Annotated in this window: 14 protein-coding genes; 5 read left to right on the plus strand and 9 right to left on the minus strand. The window is 73.5% G+C overall.

Going from position 1 to position 16,363, the window contains the following annotated elements:
- Positions 1-452 (plus strand): hypothetical protein (locus E1300_RS50310; RefSeq protein ID WP_165502986.1); only part of this gene is annotated, 452 nt, incomplete at its 5' end.
- Positions 453-516: 64 nt separating this feature from the next.
- Here E1300_RS50310 and E1300_RS25115 read toward each other — a convergent pair.
- The 3 genes from E1300_RS25115 to msrB all read right to left on the minus strand — a co-directional run bounded on the left by E1300_RS25115 (position 517) and on the right by msrB (position 2,777).
- A complete protein-coding gene (locus E1300_RS25115) occupies positions 517-1,608 on the minus strand; it encodes a serine hydrolase domain-containing protein (RefSeq protein WP_131759524.1) in 1,092 nt (363 codons plus the stop codon).
- Between the two features lie 73 nt (positions 1,609-1,681).
- Positions 1,682-2,365, minus strand: a complete 684-nt coding sequence (locus tag E1300_RS25120; protein ID WP_306440673.1) for a TIGR04222 domain-containing membrane protein — start codon at positions 2,363-2,365, stop codon at positions 1,682-1,684.
- 10 nt (positions 2,366-2,375) lie between these two features.
- Positions 2,376-2,777, minus strand: coding sequence for a peptide-methionine (R)-S-oxide reductase MsrB (gene msrB / locus E1300_RS25125; RefSeq protein ID WP_131759526.1), 402 nt, complete (start codon positions 2,775-2,777; stop codon positions 2,376-2,378).
- Positions 2,778-2,840: 63 nt separating this feature from the next.
- On the opposite strand from msrB, the gene E1300_RS25130 reads away from it, so the two are divergent.
- The gene (locus E1300_RS25130; RefSeq protein ID WP_131759527.1) at positions 2,841-3,923 is read left to right on the plus strand and encodes a DNA polymerase domain-containing protein; all 1,083 of its coding nucleotides are present in this window, start codon (positions 2,841-2,843) and stop codon (positions 3,921-3,923) included.
- 47 nt (positions 3,924-3,970) lie between these two features.
- Here the strand turns inward: E1300_RS25130 and E1300_RS25135 are convergent, their stop codons facing one another.
- A complete protein-coding gene (locus E1300_RS25135; RefSeq protein WP_131759528.1) occupies positions 3,971-5,902 on the minus strand; it encodes a Xaa-Pro dipeptidyl-peptidase in 1,932 nt (643 codons plus the stop codon).
- A gap of 277 nt (positions 5,903-6,179) precedes the next feature.
- Between E1300_RS25135 and E1300_RS25140 the strand changes: the two genes are divergently transcribed.
- Entirely contained in the window at positions 6,180-6,368 is a 189-nt protein-coding gene (locus E1300_RS25140) for a DUF4236 domain-containing protein (protein ID WP_131759529.1), read from the plus strand.
- Here E1300_RS25140 and leuA read toward each other — a convergent pair.
- From leuA to E1300_RS25155, 3 genes are all read right to left on the minus strand, one after another.
- Positions 6,355-8,094, minus strand: a complete 1,740-nt coding sequence (gene leuA, locus E1300_RS25145) for a 2-isopropylmalate synthase (protein ID WP_131759551.1) — start codon at positions 8,092-8,094, stop codon at positions 6,355-6,357. The two genes, E1300_RS25140 and leuA, sit on opposite strands and share 14 nt — an antisense overlap.
- A 359-nt stretch (positions 8,095-8,453) precedes the next feature.
- Positions 8,454-9,341 carry a TIGR03620 family F420-dependent LLM class oxidoreductase gene (locus E1300_RS25150; protein ID WP_131759530.1) on the minus strand — a complete coding sequence of 296 codons (888 nt, stop codon included), beginning with the start codon at positions 9,339-9,341 and terminating at the stop codon, positions 8,454-8,456.
- Positions 9,342-9,434: 93 nt separating this feature from the next.
- Positions 9,435-9,794, minus strand: coding sequence for an ArsR/SmtB family transcription factor (locus E1300_RS25155; protein WP_242619389.1), 360 nt, complete (start codon positions 9,792-9,794; stop codon positions 9,435-9,437).
- A 116-nt stretch (positions 9,795-9,910) separates the two neighbouring features.
- On the opposite strand from E1300_RS25155, the gene E1300_RS25160 reads away from it, so the two are divergent.
- Entirely contained in the window at positions 9,911-10,603 is a 693-nt protein-coding gene (locus E1300_RS25160) for a FadR/GntR family transcriptional regulator (RefSeq protein ID WP_131759531.1), read from the plus strand.
- A 21-nt stretch (positions 10,604-10,624) separates the two neighbouring features.
- Here the strand turns inward: E1300_RS25160 and E1300_RS25165 are convergent, their stop codons facing one another.
- A complete protein-coding gene (locus E1300_RS25165; RefSeq protein ID WP_131759532.1) occupies positions 10,625-12,070 on the minus strand; it encodes an aldehyde dehydrogenase family protein in 1,446 nt (481 codons plus the stop codon).
- A gap of 143 nt (positions 12,071-12,213) precedes the next feature.
- Here E1300_RS25165 and E1300_RS25170 point away from each other — a divergent pair, with 143 nt between their 5' ends.
- Positions 12,214-13,695: a sulfatase family protein gene (locus E1300_RS25170; protein WP_207399944.1), complete on the plus strand. Its 1,482-nt coding sequence runs from the start codon at positions 12,214-12,216 to the stop codon at positions 13,693-13,695.
- A 40-nt stretch (positions 13,696-13,735) separates the two neighbouring features.
- Here the strand turns inward: E1300_RS25170 and E1300_RS25175 are convergent, their stop codons facing one another.
- Complete coding sequence (locus E1300_RS25175) at positions 13,736-16,225, minus strand: HelD family protein (protein WP_131759533.1); 2,490 nt, start codon at positions 16,223-16,225, stop codon at positions 13,736-13,738.
- Positions 16,226-16,363: the final 138 nt, after the last annotated feature.

Below are 16,363 nucleotides of genomic sequence, written 5' to 3' on the forward strand. Positions count from 1 at the left end.
CCGCGTCCGTCGCCCTGGCCGCGGGCCTCGCGGTCATGGCGCTGCCGGGCGGCTCGGGGGACTCGCCGCGCGCCGCGGTCGCGGCCCACACCGGGAAGGCCGCCGTGCCGCCGAGCCCGCAGTCCGACGCGCGGGTGGCCGACGATCCCGACGAGATCACCGACGCGCTGCCCTACTTCCGGACCCGGGACCCCGACAACAAGATCGCCAAGCATGTCACCGACGTGCGCCGCAGCGGCGCGTTCGTCCGCGTCTACACCGACCTCGGCGAGGACGACGAGAACTCCAAGCCGGCGATCTCGCTGTGCGAGTGGACGACCCGGTTCCTGGAGGACGGCGGCGACGACTCGCCCCGCGTCTTCGTCCACGGCAGGAGCAGCGACAACGGCAGCGTCGTCCTCGCCAACAAGCAGAGCGACAAGGACGACTGCGAGGTCCCCGAAACCCCCTAGAACGCGCCGCGACACGCCGCAGGGCCGCGGGTCTCGGAGGGTGTCGTCAAACCTTCTCCGCTGGTCATCTACAGGCTGCGTTGATGGCGTCGCTCACGCTGCCGATGTGCTCCGCGCCCTCGTGCCTGGGCGGCAGCAGGGCGGTCAGGTAGGCGAAGACGAGCCGCCGGGACGGGTCGGCCCAGGCAATGCAGCAGTTGCTGCCGTTATGGCCGAACGTGCGTGGACTGCTCAGCCTGCCCATCGGCGGGCTGCGCCGGGCGCCCGGCCTGGGTCCGCCGAGCTGGAAGCCCTGTGACCACCGGATCGGCAGGTCGAGCAGCCGATCCGTCTCGCCCTCGCTCGACGGCAGGGTGGCGTGCGCGATCGTCGCCGGGTCGAGGACGCGTACGCCGTCCAGCTCGCCGCCCTGGAGCAGTGCCTGGTAGAACCGTGCGAGGTCCCGGGCCGTGGTGGAGATGCCCGCCGCGGGGACCACCGCCCGCCGTGCCGCGGGCCGGTTGAGGCCGATCCGGATGATCTGGTCCACCGGGGCGGTGGCACGTACCGGGACGTGCCGATGCCACAGATGATGGGGCAGGCCGAGGTAGGTGTCGTGCAGGCCGAGCGGCCGGAGCAGCCCGGCGGTGAGGGCGTCCGGCACCGGGACGCCGGCGACGCGACGGACGAGTTCCCCGAGGATGACGCCGTAGGTGATGACGTGGTAGGCGGGGACCTGCCCGGGCGGCCACCGGGGCCGGGCCCGCTCGACGTGGCGTACCGCCCGCTCCCAGCTCATCATCGCGAGCGCGTCGCCGAGCATGCTGCCGGCCAGGGGAACGCCCGCGCGGTGCTGAAGCACCTGCCGGACGGTGATGCGGTCCTTGCCATGCCGGCCGAACCGCGGCCAGTACGCGGCCACGGCGTCGTCCAGGTCCAGCGCGCCCCGTTCGGCGAGCTGATGCACTAGGAGCGCGACGAACGGCTTGCTGGCCGAGAAGATCCAGAACAGCGAGTCAGACCGGCACGCGACCGAGCGGTCGAGCACGACCCGGCCGTCGCGGAGGACGCAGATCTGGGCGGCCGCCCGCCGCGCCGCGACCAGCTCCAGCGCGCGGGCGAGGCCGGCGCCGTCGACGCCGGCCCGCTCCGGCGGACACTCCGTCCAGTCGATCACGCCCGCCTCGACCCGCCCGTCACCGACACACGCCCAGGATCACGATCACCGGAAAAGGCTCGACGACACCTTCTCAGAAGTCCCCGCCCGAGGACCAGTCGCCGCCGCCGTCCCCTCCGGCATCCCCGAACATCGGGCTGACCCCTCCTGACGAGAGGGGACCGGCGCCGCCGGCCGGCCGGTACTGCTCGCGGAAGTCGAACGGCTTCGGGTCCTTCGTCGAGAGGACGTCCCGCATCTTGGACTCCTCGACCCCGCTCGGTCCGAGGGCCGCGAACCGGGAGGGCCCGGTCCCGGCGCCGCCGGCGAGGCGGCGGCGTTCCGCCCGGCCCCGGCGCGTCGGGCGGGAGAGGCGGTTCAGGAGTCCCGCCCGGCGCAGCCCGTCCCTGACGGCTTCGAGTTCGGGCCCCGCGGCGACCTCCGAGACGACCTGGCCGAGAAGGCGGCCCGTGCCGGGGATCGCCGCGAGGACCGCCTCCTGCACCGGGTCGTCCGCCTCCCGCCGCACCGCTTCGACGCGGTGGGTCCCCCGGGAGACGCGGACCCGGCGCTGCTCGTAGAGGGAGAGGACGGCGGTCTTGACGACCCGCTCCCGGCCCCCGCACAGGTATGCGGTCTCGTAGACGCTCAATTCACCCATCCGGGCCCCCTGGAGGTCGCGCGCCGCCTGCTGGTGGGACGCTCCAGGCCAGGATCGGGTTTCCCTGGGACGCGCCGGAGGCGTGCGGGCCCGGCGCGGCAGGGGCGCGCGACTCAGTTCCCGGGCGTCACTCCGCGGGTTCCAGGGTGAGGCTGATGCTGTTGATGCAGTAGCGGTCGTCGGTCGGGGTGCCGTAGCCCTCGCCGTGGAAGACGTGGCCCAGGTGGGAGTCGCACGTCGCGCACCGCACCTCCGTGCGGACCATGCCGAGCGAGCGGTCCTCGATCAGGACGACCGCGTCGGAATCGGCCGGCTCGAAGAACGACGGCCACCCGCAGTGGCTGTCGAACTTGGTCTCCGAGCGGAACAGCTCCGTGCCGCAGGCGCGGCACTTGTAGACGCCGACGGTCTTGGTGTCGGTGTACTCGCCGGTGAAGGGCCGCTCCGTCCCCGCCTCGCGCAGGACGTGGAACTCCGCGGGGCTGAGCTGGGCCCGCCACTCTTCCTCGCTCTTACGGATCTTCTCCATGCCTTCGACGGTACCCGGCGGCCGGACCGCGGGGCTGTCGTGCCCGTGGGTTACCGTGCCGGTATGGCCTCGCCCTTCATCGAGATCCCGGTCGGGGATCGGCTCGTCAAGGTGACCAATCCCGACAAGGTGTACTTCCCGGAGCACGGCTATACCAAGCGGCAGCTCGTGGAGTACTACATCGCCGTGGGCGAGGGCATCCTCCGCGCCACCCGCGACCGGCCGACCACGCTGGAGCGCTGGCCCGGCGGGGTGTTCGAGGGCGCCCGGATGGCCACCCGGGAGGACTACGCCCGCGGCCAGGCGGGCATGGGGGCGGGCAAGTCCGACGCCTTCTACCAGAAGCGGGCCCCGAAGAACGCGCCCGACTGGGTGCGGACGTCGCGGATCGAGTTCCCGAGCGGCCGGTCCGCCGACGAGGTCCGCCCCACCGAGGTCGCCGTGATCGCCTGGGCCGCCAACCTCGGCACGCTGACCTTCCACCCGTGGCCCGTCCGCGACGGCGACGTCGATCATCCGGACGAGCTGCGCATCGACCTCGACCCGCAGCCGGGCACCGGCTTCTCCGACGCCGTCCGGGTGGCGCTGGGCCCGGCCCGCGACCTGCTGTCCGAGCTCGGCCTGACCGGCTACGCGAAGACCTCGGGCAAGGGCGGCGTGCACATCTACGTCCGGATCCAGCCGCGCTGGACGTTCACCGAGGTCCGCCGCGCCGCCCTGGCGTTCGGCCGCGAGGTGGAGCGACGCGTGCCCGCCGAGGTCACCACCAAGTGGTGGAAGGAGGAGCGGGGGGAGCAGGTCTTCATCGACTTCAACCAGAACGCCCGTGACCGGACGATCGCGTCGGCCTACAGCGTCCGCCCGCTGCCGTACGCGCCGGTCTCGGCCCCGCTCACCTGGGACGAGCTGGCCGACGCCGACCCGCACGACTTCACGATCGCCACCATGCCGGAGCGGTTCGCAAAGCTCGGCGACCTGCACGCGTCCATCGACGACGAGGCGTTCGCGCTGGACGCGCTGCTGGAGATGGCCGACCGCGACGAGCAGGACCACGGCCTCGGCGACATGCCGTATCCGCCGAACTACCCGAAGATGCCCGGCGAGCCGAAGCGCGTCCAGCCGAGCAAGGACACCGACCAGCACTGATCCCAGGCCCGCCGCCTCCCGGCGGGAGGCGGCGGGGCGGTCGGGGATCAGTACAGGTTCCGCTCCTGGCGGGGCAGGACCACCTTGGACGGGCCGCGCCACGGGGTCCGCGCCTCCGGTGCGGCCAGGGCGGTCGCGCCGTCACCGGTCGCGGCGGTGACCGGGACGCCGATGGAGCTGGACGCCAGGTCCACCGTCACCGTGGCGCCCGTGGGCGTCTCGGTGTTGTAGTCGGCGTCCGTCCCGGCGATGACCAGCCCGAGGCGGTGCCCCTTCTTCAGCAGGTACTCCTGGCTGAGCGTCTGCCACCGGACGCCGTAGTACTTCCCGGGCGTCAGCGGGGTCGGGTTGCTCAGCGACGTGCGGTTCTGGGCGTCCAGCCAGCCGCGCGCGACGACGTTGACGGACGAGGTGACCGTCCTGGTCCGCGTCTGCTTGTAGCAGGCGTCGTCGGTGGGCGTGCTCTCGCCGTGGCAGTCCTCGGTGGTGAGGGTCTGGATGCCGGAGCCGGGGCCGAGGTAGTCGACGCGGGTGTCGTCGCCGTAGTCGACGAGCAGCGCGGTGACGTTCGAGGTCGGCCGGTCGAGCTTGATCCGGAGCCGCGCGTCCGGGGTGCCGGACAGCCGGGCGGTCACGGGCAGCTCGCCCGAGACGTAGGCGAGCCGGTAGGGCTGCGCGGTCGCCGGGTCGGTGACCATCTCGCCCTCGGTGTAGCCGTCGTTCCGGGGGCCGGGCGCGTCGGTGAAGGACGCCTCCGAGCCGCGGGCGGCGGGCCTCAGGCCGAGCGAGCCGTCCGCGCCGGGGCGCAGCGGCAGCGTGCGCGCCGTCCGGGACGGCCAGTCGGACTGGGTGATCCACTGGTCGGGGCCGACCTCGATGTCCGCGCGGGGCTGCTTCAGGACGTCGTTGCCGATCTTCTGGAGCTCGTGGTCGAACCACGCGTGCAGGGTGTCGACCCACAGGTCGCGGCGGATGTCGAACGGGTCGACGTGGCCGCGCTGCGACAGCCAGACCTTGCGGCGGACGCCGCGCTGCGCGAGCGCGCCCCACCACTTGGCGAAGTGGTCGTCCTTGACGTTGAGGTCGTTGACGCCGTGATAGGCGAAGACGCTCGCCCGGACGTTGCGGACGTCGCCGATCGTGCCGTGGCGGTAGTCGGCGGTCCTCCAGTACGCGTTGTAGTTGCCGGTCGCGTCGTCCTCGCCCTGGTCGAGGTCGGCGTTGACGGCGGCGCACTTGGCGGGCGGGTCGGTGTCGACGACGTCGGCGAGGCCGGGCTGCTCGTCCGTCCAGTACTTGACGCCGTTCATGCGGCTGTAGTCGTACCAGCTGCTGATCGCGGAGATCGGGACGATCGTCTCCAGGCCCTTGACGCCGGTCGCGGCGACGCCGTTGGCGAGCGTGCCGTCGTAGGACTTGCCGATCATGCCGGTGCGGCCGGTGGTCCAGGTGGCCTTCGCGGGCGTGCCGTCCGGCTTGTACGCCTTCGCGCGGCCGTTGAGCCAGTCGACGACGGCCTTGCCGCCGAGCACGTCGGACGGGCCGCCGCTGGTCGGGCACCCGTCGGAGCGGGTGGTGCCGACCATGTCCACGGCGAGGAACGCGTACCCGCGCGGGACGAAGTAGTTGTCGTAGAACAGCGGGAACTTCACGGGGTTCCCGGCGGCGTCGTAGGTCTTGCGCTCGCTCTCGTTGCCCCGCCCGACGTTGTCGTAGTAGGGGCTCTCGTCCATGATCACGGGGACCTTGAGCCCGGCGTCGGACTCCTTCGGCCGGATGATGTCCACGTTGACCCGGTCGAGCCTCCCGTCGCGGTCGCTGTCGACGCTGGACTCGACGTAGACGTGCTCGCGGATCGCGTCCGCGTAGGAGAAGACCGGCTGGGTCAGCCCGTCCTTCACCACGATCTTCGGGGCCGCCTGGGCGGCGACGGCGGCCGCACCGCCGGCGGCGAGCGCCGCGCCGGTCAGCACGGCCACGGTGGTCGTCCGCCGGGTTCGTCTCAGGGATCGCCTGGCCAACCCGCACCTCCGGGGGAGAGAAAAGATGATCTGGCCGGAGGTCAGGTTCCTCGCCTCCGGAGGCCGGGTAAAGAGCGGTGTTTCGAGGAACTACGGCCGCTTTTGGTCAGATCGTGCCGTTGCTTTTTCGCTCCGTCCGTAAACCGGATCATCGGCTGTCCGTTCGCGGCGGGAGGGTGTCGGCCGCGCGGGCCGGGCAACCCTCCCGCCAAGCGATCACGAGACGGAGGCGACCATGGGCTGGAGCTACCGCAAGTCGATCCGGAAGGGCCCCTTCCGCATCAACCTCTCGAAGAAGGGCGTCGGGCACAGCGTCGGCACCCGCGGCGCCCGCTACAGCCGCTCCGCCGACGGGCGGCGCACCATGACGTTCCGCATCCCCGGGACGGGCCTGTCCTGGCGGCGCTCGCTCAGCCGCCGGTAGCCCCGCCGCCCGCCGCGGCGCCGGCCTCCTCCGGCGCCGGGTCGGCGGACCGCGCCCGGTTGACCGCCGACAGCACCGCCTGGACGGACGCGGCGAGCACCGACGTGTCCCGCCCGGCGCCCCACCGGGTCACGCCGTCCACCCGGCACTCGGCGTAGGCGACGGCGGGGGAGTCCCGCCCCGGCTCGGTGGAGTGCTCGGCGTAGCGCAGCACGTCCACCTTGATCCCGGCGGCGGCCAGGGCGCCGGCGAGGGCGTCGAGCGGCCCGTTCCCGGAGCCGGAGCACTCGCCCTCGCGGCCGTCCACGCGCACCACGCCGGTGAAGTCGTGTCGGCCCGGCCCGGTGTGGGACGTCCGCCACTCGGTGATGGCGACCGGACCGGAGCGGTCCAGGTACTCGGCGCGGAAGAGGTCCCACAGGTCCGCCGCGGTGACCTCCTCCCCGCTCCCGTCCGTGGCCTGCTGGACGACCTGGGAGAACTCGATCTGGAGCCGGCGCGGCAGCTCCAGGCCGTACTCCGTCCGCAGCAGGTAGGCGATGCCGCCCTTGCCGGACTGGCTGTTCACCCGGATCACGGCTTCGTAGCCGCGGCCCACGTCCGCCGGGTCGATCGGCAGGTACGGGACGTCCCACGGCGCCTGACCGGGAGCCAAGCCCAGCTCGGCGGCGCGCTTCGCGTGGTGCGCCATGCCCTTGGCGATCGCGTCCTGGTGGGTCCCGGAGAAGGCGGTGTAGACGAGGTCGCCGCCGTACGGGTGCCGCTCGTGGACGGGCAGCCGGTTGCAGTACTCGACCGTCCTGCGGATCTCGTCGATGTCGGAGAGGTCCACGCGGGGATCGACGCCCTGCGCGTGCAGGTTGAGCGCGAGCGTGACCAGGTCGACGTTGCCCGTCCGCTCGCCGTTGCCGAACAGGCAGCCCTCCACCCGCTGCGCGCCCGCCAGCATCGCCAGCTCGGCGCAGGCCACGCCGGTGCCGCGGTCGTTGTGCGGGTGGACCGACAGGATCACCGCGTCCCGCCGCGCCAGGTTGCGGTGCATGTACTCGATCTGGTCCGCGTACACGTTCGGGGTGGCGATCTCGACGGTCGCGGGCAGGTTGAGGATCACCGGGCGGCCGGGGGAGGCGTCCCACAGGCCGGTGATGGCGTCGCAGACCTCCAGCGCGTAGCCGGGCTCGGTGAGGTTGAACGTCTCGGGCGAGAACTCGAACCGCACGCCCGGCCGCCCGTCCGCGAGCCGGGCGACGTGCTCCGCCCCGTCCAGGATCAGCCGGCGGACGCCGTCGCGGTCCTGCCCGAGGACGACCTCCCGCCACGCCGGGCCGGTCGCGGTGTAGAGGTGGACGACCGCGGCGGGCAGCCCCTCGATGGAGGCGAACGTCCGCTCGATCAGCTCGCGGCGGGCCGGCGTGAACACCACGGGCGTCACGTCGTCCGGCACCGCGTCCGCCTCCGCCAGATGCCGGACGAAGTCGAAGTCGGTCTGGCTCGCCGACGGGTATCCGACCTCGATCTCCTTGAAGCCCATGGTGACGAGCAGGTCGAACATGCGCCGCTTGCGCGCCGGGTCCATCGGCTCGGCGAGCGCCTGGTTGCCGTCCCGCAGGTCGACGGGCACCCACAGCGGCGCCTCCGTGAGCCGCCGCGACGGCCACGTCCGCTCGACCTCGGGTACGGGCGACGGCACGCGGTCGTGGACCGACCGGTACCGGTGGGACGGCATCGAGCTGGCTTGCTGCGGGTTCCAGGCGGGCGCCCCGGCGGCGACCGGCCCGTCCGGCTTGCGCAGCCCGGGGAAGTCGTGCAGGGGACGGGCTGTGCCGGCTGGACGGGCCGTGCTCACCGGACGGGCCAGGCCGACCGGCTTACGGCCGTCCGGCGTGGTGGAAGGGGGTGTGCTTGCTGGCGTGCTGTTCACGTGGGGTTTCCCTGTGCCGACGGTGGACGACCGGCAGCACCGGACCCCGCGGCGGGGTGCCGGTCGGATCAGGCCCCGCCGCGGCGGCCGAGAAGAAGCACCTGCCACGCCATGCGCGCCACCTAACCACAGTCCCACTCCTCAGACAACCTGAGTTTTTCTGATCAGGACGCCGAGGGGAGGAGGGCGTCGGCCAGCCGGCGCCACTGGGGCATCGCCGACTGGCCCGGTGTCACGCCGATGACCTGGACGCCGACGTGATCGGCTCCGGCGTCCAGGTGGCGGTGCAGCTTGTCGGCGATCGTGTCGAGATCGCCCCAGTAGACGAGGTCGTCCACGAGGCGGTCGCTGCCCCGCCCGCCGTCGATGTCCGCCTCGGTGTAGCCGAGGCGGAGGAACTTGGCGACGTTGTACTTCGTGGTGAGGTAGACGTGCAGGTGCTCGCGCGCGATCTCGCGGGCCTTCGCGGGGTCGGTCTCGAACAGCACGGCCTGCTCGACGCCGAGGAACGGGCGGTCGCCCAGCACCTCCCGTGCCTGCGCCGTGTGCTCCACCGTCACGTGGTACGTGTGGGCTCCCTGCGCCCGGTCGCGGGCCAGGGCGAGCATCTTCGGCCCGTACGCGGCGAGCAGCCGCCGCTCCGGCGCCTTCGGTGCGGGGTTGGCGCTGGTCGCCGCGTCCATGGCGTCCAGGTACTCGCTGATCGCCTGGAGCTGGCTGGTTCCGGGACGTCCGGCGCCGACGCCGAGGCCGAGGACGTGGCGGTCCGGATAGGCGTCGGCCAGGAGCAGGGCCGCGCCCCGCGTCCACTGCGGCTCCCGCGACCAGATCCGCGCGATGCCGTTGACGACGGTCATGCGCTCGGTGACGGACAGCAGGAACCCGGCATGCGTCAGCGCCTCGCGCCCGTCCCGCTCGGGGATCCAGAACGCCCGCCAGCCGAGCTCCTCCAGCTCCTGGATCGAGTCGCGCATCATGCTCGCCGGCTGGTCCTCGAAGTCGAACGTCCAGATCCCGAAGCGGCCGAGGTCGGTCCCGTCCATGGCGCCCATGTCTCCTCCTCCAAGTCGTATCGTCAAATCGCAGTATCGCAGTTTAACGATATGAGATGTCAAACGGAAGCCCGCCGGGAGGGGGAGGTGCCGTCAGAGCACGCGGCCGAGGGTCTCGACCAGCTCGGCGATGCGCCGCTCGTCGCGGCGGTAGTGCGTCCACTTGCCGACACGGGTGGAGATCACGAGGCCCGCGCGCTGGAGGGAGGCCATGTAGGCGGAGACGGTCGACTGCGCGAGGCCCGTCTTGGCCTGGATGTGGCTCACGCAGACGCCGACCTCGTGCGGGTCGGCGATGGCCTCCTCCACCGGGAAGTGGGCCTCCGGATCGCGCAGCCACTGGAGCAGCTGGAGGCGCACCGGGTTGGCGAGCGCCTTGAAGACGTCGAGGAGCTCGTCGGCGGTGTCCGGTGCGGTGTCCGGTGGGGTGTCGGTGCGTGTCGTCATGGGCATCCGGGAGCCAGTATAAGGTCGATCGCGACGATTCGCGGAACGTCGATGGGACGCGCGCGACGGCCGCCGGGGACCGGGACGTCCGGACGGCGGTGCGACCGGGAGGGATGGGGTCCATGGGGCTCGGGCCGCTGCGGCGCAGCCCGCTCGTCGAGCAGGCGGCCGACCGGCTCCGCGCGCAGATCGCGGACGGCACGTGGCCGGTGGGCACGCGCCTCCCGGGCGAGACGACGCTCGCCAGGGACCTCGACGTCGGGCGCTCGACCGTCCGCGAGGCGCTGCGGGCGCTCGCGGGCGCCGGGCTCGTCCGGGCGCGGCAGGGCTCCGGCGTCTACGTGATCGCGACCGAGCCCCGCGAGGACTGGCCCGCGCGCCTGCGCCGGGCCTCCGTCGCCGACGTCTACGAGATCCGCATGATGCTGGAGGTCCGGGCGGCCGAGCTGGCCGCCGAGCGGCGGTCCGCCGACGACCTGCGCGCCCTCGACGCCGCCCTCGCCGAGCGCGACCGCGCCGAGGCCGGGCCGGACACCGCGGCGTTCATCGACGCCGACATCGCGCTGCACACCGCCGTCGTGGCCGCGGCGCACAACCCCGTCCTCACCGACCTGTTCGGCACGTTCACGCCCGTCCTGCGGGACGGGCTGCTCGACCTCGCGCGGCTGGTGGACGTGCGCCGGGCCGACGCCGAGCACGGGCGGGCCGCGCACGCCGGGCTCGTCGCGGCGGTGCGCGACCGCGACCCGGAGGCCGCGGGCCGCGTCATCGGCGCGGAGCTCCGGCGGACCCTCGCCCACCTGCGCGACGCCTGACCGCCCCGGGAGGGACGGTGATCAGCTCTCGATCAGGCACGCCTTCTCGCGGGTGTAGGCGAGCAGGGAGTCGGAGCCGTAGCCGCTGTCCTTGACGCCTTCGAGCGGGAACATGACCTTGCGGTAGGTGTTGACCCAGACCGTGCCCGTCTCCAGGGACCGGAACATGCGCTGCGCGGTGCCGAGGTCGCGGGTCCAGACGCCCGCGGCGAGGCCGTAGGCGGAGTCGTTGGCGATGGCGACGGCCTCCTCCTCGGTGTCGAACGGGATCGCGACGGCGACCGGGCCGAAGATCTCCTCCTGGCAGACGCGCAGGGCGTTGTCGGACGTGGCGAACAGGGTGGGCTCGACCCAGTAGCCGCCGGCGAACGGCCCGTCCACGACCTCGGGGCCGAAGCGCCCGCCGAAGACCAGCTCCGCGCCCTCCTTCGCGCCGATCTCCAGGTAGGACGTGACGCGCTCGTACTGCTCGCGGGACACGATCGGCCCCATCGTCGTCGCGTCGGACAGCGGGTCGCCGAGCCGGATGCCCGCGGCGATCGCCGTCATCCGCTCGATCATCTCGTCGTAGACGGGCCGCTGGATCAGGATCCGGGACCCGCCGTAGCAGATCTGCCCCGCGTTCGCGGTGAAGATCGCCTGCGTGGTGACGCCGGGCGCGGCCTTGTCGAGGTCGGCGTCGGCGAAGACGATGTTCGGCGACTTCCCGCCGAGCTCCAGCGCGAGGGGCTTCAGCGCGTCCGCCGACGCCCGGGTGATGATCTTCGCGGTGTCCACCGAGCCGGTGAGGCTGATCTTGTTGACGCCGCGGTGCCGGACGAGCGGGTCGCCCACCTCCTCGCCGAGGCCCGACACGATGTTCAGCGTCCCCGGCGGCAGCACCTCGCGCAGCAGCTCGCCGACCCGCAGGGACGAGACCGTCGCCTGCTCGGCGGGCTTGATGATGACGGTGTTGCCCGCGGCGAGCGCCCAGGCCGCCTTCGCCGAGAGGGTGGAGATGGGGGAGTTCCACGGGATGATCCCGAGCGTGACGCCGTACGGCTCGCGGCGCGTGATCCCGAGCGTCCCGGGGCCGAAGTCGACGCTCCTGCCCTCGACCGCCGTCCCGCACTGGTCGGCGGCCATGTTCCACAGGTACGTCATGCCGGGCAGGTCGCGCTTGGCCGTCTCGCTGATCAGGCGGCCGTTGTCGATCGTCTCCAGCTCGGCCAGCTCCCGCACGTTCGCGGCGAACACCTTGGCGACCTTGCGCAGGTAGTGGGCGCGGCCCGCGGCGGGCAGCCCGGCCCAGCGGGGGAAGGCCGCGCGGGCGGCGGCGACGGCGGCGTCCGCGTCCGCCGCGGTGGAGCGCGGGATCCGGGCCCAGACCTCCCCGGTCGCCGGATTGACCGAGTCGAGCGTCCCCCCGTCCGACGCGGGGACGAGCTCCCCGCCGATCAGGTTCGCGTACTCGCGCAGCTCTGCCATCGCCGTCCCTTCGCGGATCCGTCCTACGGTTACCAAGCGTACGCTTGGTCAACCTCCGGTGGGAAGCGGGGGCGTTGCGGTGATCGCGCACAATCCCTACTATCTCGGTTTGTTTTGTAAACAGACCTGGGAAGTAGGGTTTCATGGCGGCAACGGGTACCGGCCCGGACGAGGCGTCCGAGCGCGGGACGGGCGGAGCGCCCGGGCGCGGGATCAGCCGGCGCGGGGCGGCGGCGGCCATGGGCGCCGTGGCCGCGGCCACGGCGGCCGGGCAGGTCATCGGCACCGGCACCGCGGAGGCCCGCGAGGGCGCGGACGAGCGGCCCTTCCGCGCCGACACGCGGGCCGGGACGTCGACCCGGCCCAACGTCCTGATCATCCTCGGGGACGACCTCGGCTGGGCGGACCTGAGCTGCTACGGCGCCCCGGAGATCCGCACCCCGAACCTGGACCGGCTCGCCCGCGAGGGCGTCCGCTTCACCGACGCCTACTCCGCCGCCGCCGTCTGCTCGCCCACCCGCTTCGGCCTCTACACCGGCCGCTACCCGGGACGGCTCCGCGGCGGCCTGGAGGAGCCGATCGCGAGCCCGAACGAGCTGCACGGCATCCCGCCCGGCCACCCGACGCTCGCGTCCCTGCTGAAGGGCGCCGGCTACGCCACCGCGATGTTCGGCAAGTGGCACTGCGGCTTCCTGCCCTGGTACAGCCCGCTCAAGTCCGGCTGGGACACCTTCTTCGGCAACCTGTCCGGCGCCGTCGACTACTACTCCAAGATCACGGCTGAGGGGCGCGACCTCTACGAGGGCGAGGTGCCGGTCGAGTCGCTCGACTACTACACCGACACGATCGCCGACCGCGCCGCCGCGTTCGTCCGCACGAAGCACACCGGGCCGTGGCTGCTCAACCTCAACTTCACCGCCCCGCACTGGCCCTGGGAGGCGCCCGGCGACCGCGCGGTCAGCGCCGAGATCACGGCGCGCGTCAAGGCGGGCGACGCCCAGGCGCTCTGGCACCGCGACGGCGGGTCGCTCGACACCTACCGCCGGATGGTCGAGGCGATGGACGCCGGCGTCGGGCGGGTGCTCCGCGCCCTGCGCGACAGCGGCCGGGAGCGCGACACGATCGTGCTGTTCTCCAGCGACAACGGCGGCGAGCGCTGGTCGTACCAGTGGCCGCTGACCGGCGCGAAGGCCAGCCTCAACGAGGGCGGCATCCGGGTGCCGAACATCCTGCGCTACCCGGCCCGCATCCGGCCGCGCCAGGTCAGCGGCGTCCCCGTGATCACCCAGGACTGGACGGCGACGATCCTGGAGATCGCAGGGGTCGCGCCCGCCGCGTCCCATCCGCTGGACGGCCGCAGCCTCGCCCCCTACCTGCTGCGCGGCGCCCGCCCGCCCGAGCACGACCTGTTCTGGCGCACCCGGACGTCGCGGGCGCTGCGCCGCGGCAGGTGGAAGTACCTCCGGCAGCCCGGCACCGGCGGAGGCGCCGCCGTCGACGCGCTCTACGACCTGGCCGCCGACCCCCGCGAGCAGGCCGACCTGTCGCTGCGCCACCGCGACGTCCTCGCGACGCTCCGGGCACGCTGGGAGGAACTGGCCAAAGACCAGCTCCCCTACTCCTGAGACGCGCCGCCCGGCGCCTGTTTTACCCCCTTGGCGCCCGTCACCCCGCGGTCGCGCTGTCCTCCCGCCCGGACGTGAGGCGAGCCAGCATGGGCGGGAGGTCGCCGTCGTGGACGACCGTCAGCCGGCGGGTGGCGCGGGTGAGCGCGACGTAGAGGTCCTGCCCGCCCTTCGGGGACTCGCCGAGCATCCCGGCCGGGTCCACGACGATCACCGAGTCGAACTCCAGCCCCTTGGCCTCCTCGGCGGTCAGCACGACGACGGGGGAGTCGAGCGCCTCGGGCGTCGCGCCGGCGGCGGCGTCCGGCAGGACCTCGCGCACCCGCCGGTGCAGTGCGCCCGAGGAGATCACGGCGAGCCGGCCCTCCTCGATCCCGCCGCCCGGCCCCGCGGCGGCACCGCGGTCGCCCGGGACGACCGCGGCCAGCTCGGCGCGCACCAGCTCCGGCAGCCCGACCGGTGGTCCGTCGAGGGGCATCGCCACCGCGCGGGGCGGATCGCCCTCGTCGCGGACGGGGACGGGCGGGACCTGCCCGGGGTCGACGGCGGCGAGCACGTCCTCGGCGACCCGCGCGATCGCGGCCGGCGTGCGGTAGTTGACCAGCAGCCGCTGCTCGCGCCAGCGGCCCGGCACGTACCGGTCCAGCATCGCGCCCCAGGACGCCGCACCCGCCGCGCTCCCGGTCTGCGCGATGTCGCCGACGACGGTCAGCGACCGCGTCGGGACCCGCCGCATGATCACCCGCCAGGCCATCTCCGACAGCTCCTGCGCCTCGTCCACGATCACGTGCCCGTAGGCCCACTCGCGGTCGGCGGCGGCGCGCTGCGCGGTGGTGAGCGGCGGGCCGTCGTCGTGGTGCCGGTCGGCGAGCATCCCCGCCTGCACGTCCGGCAGCCGCTCGACCCCCGCCGACGCCAGCACCTCGCGGGCGTACAGCTCCTCCTCCTGGCGGGCCTTCTCCGCGGCGCGCCGCCGCGCCCGCTCGGCGGAGTCGTCCTTGCCGAGCCACTCGGCGGCCTCGTCCAGCAGCGGCACGTCAGAGACCGTCCAGGGCGAGCTGGCCGGACGATACAGGAGCGCGTGGTCGGCGACGCCCGCGGCCGCGCCCACCCGGGCGAGGGCGTCCGGGTCCGCGTACAGCTCGGAGAGGAGCCGCTGCGGCGTCAGCTCGGGCCACAGCGCGTCGATCGCCTCCCGGACGGCCGGCTCCTGCCAGAGCGCCTCCTTGGCGAGGCGCAGCTCGGTCTCGTCCAGCAGCGGCGCGTCCTCGGCCTCGTCGAGCAGCTCCTGGAGCCAGGCGGGCGTCTGCCCCGACCTGATGATCTCCTCCAGCGGCTCGTCCACCATCGTGTCGTACTGCTCGGCCCGGTCGACCGCGAGCGCCTCCAGCAGGTCGTGGACGAAGCGCCGCCGCTGCATGTTGTGCGGCAGGCGCAGCGCCCGCGCCCGGTCGCGGGCCAGCGCGCACGCCTCCTCCGGCACCCGCAGGACCATCCCGTCCGAGGGCACCGCCAGCCCGCCCGCCGGGACGCGCTGCCGGTCGCGGACGGCGGCCTCGACGAACCGCGTCATCGCGAAACCGCCCTTCACCACGGCGACCGCGGGCTCGTCGGCGGCGCTCGCCCGGACCCCCGGGTACAGCTCGCCGACCGTCGCGAGCGCCACGTCGGTCTCGCCGAGCCCCGGCAGCACCTGCTCGATGTAGCGCAGGAACGTCGCGTTCGGCCCGACGACGAGGACGCCGCGGCGCTCCAGCACGTCGCGGTGGGTGTAGAGCAGGTACGCGGCGCGGTGCAGCGCGGCGACCGTCTTGCCGGTGCCGGGCCCGCCCTGGACGACGAGGACACCCTGGAGCGCCGACCGGATGACCTGGTCCTGCTCCTCCTGGATGGTGGCGACCACGTCGCTCATCCGGCCCGTCCGGCCGCGGCGCAGCGTGGCCAGCAGCGCCGCCTCGCCGACGATGCCGCCGCGCTCGGCCTCGTCGAGCCCGTCCAGGTCGAACACCTCGTCGTCGAGCCGGACGACCTCGCGGCCGCGCAGGTGCAGGTGGCGGCGGCGCGCGAGCGTCCCCGGGGCGCCCGGCGTCGCCGTGTAGAACGGGCGCGCCGCGGCGGCCCGCCAGTCGATCAGCAGGGGCTCGCCGTCCGCGTCGCGGAGCCCGATCCGTCCGATGTAGAAGGTGTCGCCGGACCCGGAGCCGGAGCCGGGGCCGGCGGGGTCCGCGCGGTGGTCGATGCGGCCGAAGCACAGGCCGTTCTCGACGCCGCTGAGCCGCGCGAGGCGCCGGGCGGCCTCCTCGGTCGCGACGGCGCTCTCCAGCCGGGCCTGCGCCACCGCGCCGCCGCCCGCGGCGGGACCCTGCCGCAGCGCCGCCTCGGCCTTGCTCCGCTCCGCGTCGAGCCGGGCGTACGCGTGGGACACGTACGCCTGCTCGGTGCGGATCGCCGCCCGCCGCGCGGTGTCCGGTGCGTCGTCCGAGAATTCGGCGCCGTTCGGCTTGACAGGACCTGCTTGACGGAGTCCCATGCCTGCGATACACTCCTATTCATAGGGTGGAGTATCTGTGCGCAATTCGTAAGTCGCTAGCGTATCACCCGGCTTTCCCCTCCGCGCGCCATGTCCGCGTGATCCCGTCCGGCCGCGCCGCCAAGCGGTCCCCAAAAG

Origin of the sequence: Actinomadura fibrosa (assembly GCF_900659615.1) — a bacterium.
GTDB classification, from domain to species: Bacteria; Actinomycetota; Actinomycetes; order Streptosporangiales; family Streptosporangiaceae; genus Spirillospora; species Spirillospora fibrosa.